Origin of the sequence: Acinetobacter sp. YH12039 (assembly GCF_013420015.1) — a bacterium.
Lineage (GTDB): Bacteria > Pseudomonadota > Gammaproteobacteria > Pseudomonadales > Moraxellaceae > Acinetobacter > Acinetobacter amyesii.
On record NZ_VOZA01000092.1, the window covers coordinates 1 to 5029 of the forward strand.

Annotated in this window: 4 protein-coding genes and 1 pseudogene; all 5 read left to right on the plus strand. The window is 36.6% G+C overall.

All coding sequences use genetic code 11. From position 1 onward, the window contains the following. Nucleotides 1-109: pseudogene (locus tag FTT98_RS17235) on the plus strand (IS701 family transposase); the annotation flags it as partial. Between the two features lie 427 nt (nucleotides 110-536). Continuing rightward, nucleotides 537-1595, plus strand: coding sequence for an outer membrane protein Omp38 (omp38, locus tag FTT98_RS17240; RefSeq protein ID WP_180041632.1), 1059 nt, complete (start codon nucleotides 537-539; stop codon nucleotides 1593-1595). A gap of 431 nt (nucleotides 1596-2026) precedes the next feature. Continuing rightward, nucleotides 2027-2902: a TonB-dependent receptor plug domain-containing protein gene (locus FTT98_RS17245; protein ID WP_180041633.1), complete on the plus strand. Its 876-nt coding sequence runs from the start codon at nucleotides 2027-2029 to the stop codon at nucleotides 2900-2902. A gap of 30 nt (nucleotides 2903-2932) precedes the next feature. After that, on the plus strand, nucleotides 2933-3610 hold the full coding sequence (locus FTT98_RS17250) for an IS1595 family transposase (protein WP_179990617.1): 678 nt from the start codon (nucleotides 2933-2935) through the stop codon (nucleotides 3608-3610). Then, nucleotides 3558-4895, plus strand: a complete 1338-nt coding sequence (locus FTT98_RS17255) for a TonB-dependent siderophore receptor (RefSeq protein WP_257220793.1) — start codon at nucleotides 3558-3560, stop codon at nucleotides 4893-4895. The genes FTT98_RS17250 and FTT98_RS17255 overlap by 53 nt, the downstream gene beginning before the upstream one ends. Nucleotides 4896-5029 lie beyond the last annotated feature (134 nt).

Consider the following 5029-nt stretch of genomic DNA (forward strand, 5'->3'; position numbering starts at 1 on the left):
AAATGTATATCGTTGGCAGAAGAAATTATTTAGACCAATTATCAAAAGCTTCATTGATGACTTTATTCTCGATAAAAATCATCTGCTACCACAGAGAATCTTTAAATAATAGTGCGTAAGTCCTAATAAAGTAAAGCCGGTTTCTTTATTGTAAAGCATTGATTTAATCCAAAATTTAATATTATTTTTATATGTTTAGTGTTATATGTGTTTTTAATGGCGATATTAATTTTGAGTATAGAATTTTATTACTCAATTTTAGATAAAGCTGTTAAAATGAAAATAGCAAGTGACAATAGGCGATTCACTGCTCAAAATTGAGTAAAAATTTACCGAATTACAACGGAAATTGTAAGTAATTTTGTCAATAATTTACTTGATTAGATTAATCAAGCACTTGGAAAAAGAATAAAGTGTTTGTATGATTCAGCGTAAATAGCTTAAAAAAAAACTGGGGTATAAGAAAGCCTATCTCAGGATAGCCAATTTTTCGGCTTGAGCTTGAACAACAATTGTTATCTCTGGAGGATAAATCCATGAAAATGAGTCGTATTGCATTAGCAATGCTCGTAGCTGCTCCTTTAGCAGCTGCAAACGCAGGCGTAACTGTTACTCCATTAATGCTTGGTTACACTTTCCAAGATTCTCAACACAACAACAGCCGTGGCAACTTAACTGAAAGTCCTGAGCTACAAGACGACTTGTTTGTTGGTGCAGCACTTGGTGTTGAATTAACTCCATGGTTAGGTTTCGAAGCTGAATATAACCAAGTTAAAGGTGATGTTGATCCGCTTGACAGCGAATACAAACAAACTCAAATCAACGGTAACTTTTATGCTACTTCTGATTTGATTACTAAAAACTATGACAGCAAAGTTAAGCCATATGTATTGTTAGGTGCTGGTCACTATAAATACAAATTTGACGAAGCTGCTGCTCGTGGTGTATCTCCATCTGCACAAGCTCGTGGTACTACTGAAGAAGGTACTTTGGGTAATGCTGGTCTAGGTGCTTTCTGGCGCTTAAACGATGCTTTATCTCTACGTACAGAAGCTCGTGCTACTTACAACATCGATGAAGATTTCTGGAACTACACAGCTTTAGCTGGTCTTAACGTAGTTCTTGGCGGTCACTTGAAACCTGCTGCTCCTGTAGTTGAAGTTGCTCCTGTAACTCCTGTTGCTCCAGTTGCTCCAGCTCCTCAAGAGTTGACTGAAGATCTTAACATGGAACTTCGTGTGTTCTTTGATACAAACAAATCAAACATCAAAGATCAATACAAACCTGAAATTGCTAAAGTAGCTGAAAAATTAGGCGAATACCCTAATGCTACAGCGAACATCGAAGGTCACACAGATAACACTGGTCCACGTGCTCTAAACGAACGTTTATCACTAGCTCGTGCTAACTCTGTTAAATCTTCGCTTGTTAACGAATACAACGTTGACCCAGCTCGTTTATCTACTCAAGGTTTCGCGTGGGATCAACCAATCGCTGACAACAACACTAAAGAAGGCCGTGCTATGAACCGTCGCGTATTCGCTACGATTTCTGGTAGCCGTACTGTAGTGGCTCAACCTGGTCAAGCTCAATAATTTGAGTTTAACTTCGGTTAGAAAAAAGCGGCTCTTTTGAGTCGCTTTTTTTTTGTTAAAAATTTAAAAAAGGAGATTTAAATTTGGCTAAAAGGCACTAACGCAAAAGCGTTGTTTACTTTTAAATAATCGTTGGATGTAAAAGGATTTATCTATTCATGTGGCAATTAAGCATGTAAAAATTCAAAATATTGTATATTAATTAATCATCTGTTTGCCTAAGAGCTTTAATTGAACATAACCAGGTTGTATTTTTATTTTTTTATAAAAGCAATAAAAAAACAATTATTTACATTTGTCTTATCTACAATTTATAAAAAATGAATATTTATATTTTTCATTAAAAAAATATAATCATCGGGATTCATGATGCAGTTAAGAATTATTCTAAATATAATAATGATTCTTATTCAAGTAAAACTAATCTTGAAATGATGAATAATTTTGCAAAAACACACTTAGTACGTTCTATAACTATGGTGCTGCTCGGTGTTGGAGGGGCTACATCTGTGTTTGCAGCGGATACAACGGTACTTGAGACGATTGAGGTTGAGGTACCTGCAGAAAAGCAACTTGCAAATGGTAAGTTGAAAGCCAATACAGACCTAGGTGCTTTGGGAAATCAAAAAATTGTTGATACGCCATTTAGCGTAACAGCATATAGTGAAAAACTGATTGAAGAACAGCAAGCGTCAACTGTAGCACAAGTTTTAAAAAATGATGCGAGTATTCGTATGACCACGAATCAGGGGCATTTATATGAAAATTTCCAAATTCGTGGATTTGGTGTGCATGGTGATGAAATTGCTTTAGATGGTTTATACGGAATGGCACCGGTCAGTCGTGTATCCACAGAAACCTTAGAGGCTGTAATGGTCTTGAAGGGGCCAAATGCCTTGGTCGCTGGGATGGCACCTAATGGAGGGGTTGGTGGTGTGATTAATATTACGCCTAAACGTGCACATGAAGATTTAACTAGACTGACTTCTACTCTGGAAGATGAAGGTTATTACCAAAGTCATCTTGATGTTTCACGCCGTTTCGGTGAACAAAAAAAAATTGGTGTTCGCACGAATTTAGTCTATGGCCAAGGTAAACGTAATATTGATGGAGAAGAAGATACTAAAGCACTGGGTTCAATTGCTGCAGACTATACTACAGATCAATTACAAGTAAATTTTGATGCCTATGCAATACATGAAGATCGTGAAAATGGTTCACCAGCCATGGTTTCGTTTGCAAAGATTAAAAAAGTGATTGCGGCACCGGAAGGTGGGTTAAATTATTTTAGGGGCTTAGGAAGTTAAGCATATTAAAAAGTATGGTAACTTCCTTATATGAAAGCAAAAAATAGATACTATTCCCATTCAAGAATCGCAGAAGCAAAATTCAGGCAAATTATTCGCTTTTTTGCCATGGATTTTACTGCATCTGATACTGCTAAACTTACCAATATTTCTGTTCGCTCCATCAATACAATTTATATCAAATTGCGCAAAAAGATTGCTGTCCAATGTGAAGAAATATCTCCCTTCAATGGTATTGTTGAACTGGATGAATCTTACTTTGGTGCTCGTCGTGTTCGTGGTAAGCGAGGTCGTGGGGCATCAGGAAAAACCATTGTATTTGGGTTGCTCAAACGGGATGGAAATGTGTACACGGAAATTGTACCAGATTGCTCAAAAGCTACACTGCAAGGGATTATCCGTGGGCATATAGAACTTGATTCTGTCATCAATACAGATGGATGGAGGGGGTATGATGGTTTAGTTGATATTGGCTTTGATAAGCACTTAAGAGTAAATCACGGTGACAATGAATTTGCTTGTGGTGAACGTCATATTAACGGTATAGAATCCTTTTGGGGCTATGCGAAAAAGCGGCTCAGTAAATTTAATGGAATTGACAAGAAGATGTTTTATTTGCATCTTAAAGAAACGGAATATCGCTTCAATCATCGCCATGGTAATTTATACCTCGATTTGCTTAAAATACTCCGTAACAACCCTCTTTAACTTCCTAAGCCCCTATTTTAATGATTCAGATACTCAAATAGATAGTAAGTTTGTTGGTTTAAAAGCGAAATATGCATTAACACCGAATGCAAATATCTTTGCTGGTGCCGGTTATGCAGATAAAAAATATAAAGGCTTTGTATTTGGCACACGTATGGTTCTGAATAATGAACAAGGTGATGCGACTACACAGACTTATGGTCAATACGCGCACTTTAAAAATACATCCGCAAATATTGGCGGTGATTATAAATTTAATACGGGTATTGTTTCACACAAATTAGGTCTTCGAGCAGATTATCTTAATATTCAGACAGATCAGCATAACCCTGCTACATCCAGTGGATATTCAACTAACTTATATAACCCCGGTCAAAATGGATTAATGGCGGTCGCACCAAGTGTCATGCCATTAAATGACAATACGTTTGCAAGTTATACTTTGAGTGATCAAATTTCATTACTTCAAGACAAACTTCAATTTATTCTCGGTTTACGTTACCAAGATATGGATTTGAAGAATTTTAGTTCACAACGTAAAAATAGTGCTGATTGGCGTTATGAAGAAAATGCTTGGTCACCTAGTTTAGGTCTTGTAGTTAAACCTTTTGGTGAAAATCTTTCTTTATATGCCAATTATGTAGAGGGTTTGAGTCAAGGTAAAACAGTTACAGATGAAAGTGATCTGAATTTTGGAAAAACTTTTGCACCTTTTAAAACCGAACAATATGAAGTGGGTGCTAAATACCAAAATGGATCATGGTTAAATACACTTGCTTTGTATGAGATTAAAAAGCCTGACACAATGGTAATTGATGGGGCGACTACTGATGGTGCAGAAACAAGTGCTCGAGGCATTGAATGGAGTTTCTCAGGACAAGTTCGTGATGGTTTAACGATATTAGGTAACATGGCTTATCTTGATACGGAATATACCAAAGCATTAGGCAATAAAGGCAATGAGCTTCTAGGTATGCCAGATCTTACAGCGACAATTGGTTTGGATTATGCCTTACCTTTACTCGACGGTTTATCTGTGAATGGTCGAGTAAACTATGTAGGTGAACAATATGTTGATTCAGCAAATACCTTACAATTACCTGATTTCACGACAGTGGATTTAGGTGCACGTTATAAAACAAATTTAGGTGGTGTATCTACAACATTTATGGCAAATGTCGACAATGTGACCAATAAAAAATATTGGGAGGGCGTATTTAATGAAAACTTTGCCACGATTGGTGCAGACCGTACCTATAAAGTTGGTGTGACTTTTGATTTCTAAGTTAGATTAGGGTCTGTTGACATTTGTTGATTAAAAAAATAGCGAGATAGTAAAATTAAATCGCCAAACCCAATTTTACACTCGCTATGCCTCGAACAATGCTAAATGATCAACACTGGTCCAAGTTACTTGCT

Excerpts from the sequence above, each read along its gene's own strand:
- FTT98_RS17245 (WP_180041633.1), top strand. The coding sequence starts at position 2,027 with ATGATGAATAATTTTGCAAAAACACACTTAGTACGTTCTATAACTATG.
- FTT98_RS17250 (WP_179990617.1), top strand. The coding sequence starts at position 2,933 with ATGAAAGCAAAAAATAGATACTATTCCCATTCAAGAATCGCAGAAGCA.
- FTT98_RS17255 (WP_257220793.1), top strand. The coding sequence starts at position 3,558 with ATGGTAATTTATACCTCGATTTGCTTAAAATACTCCGTAACAACCCTC.
- omp38 (WP_180041632.1), top strand. The coding sequence starts at position 537 with ATGAAAATGAGTCGTATTGCATTAGCAATGCTCGTAGCTGCTCCTTTA.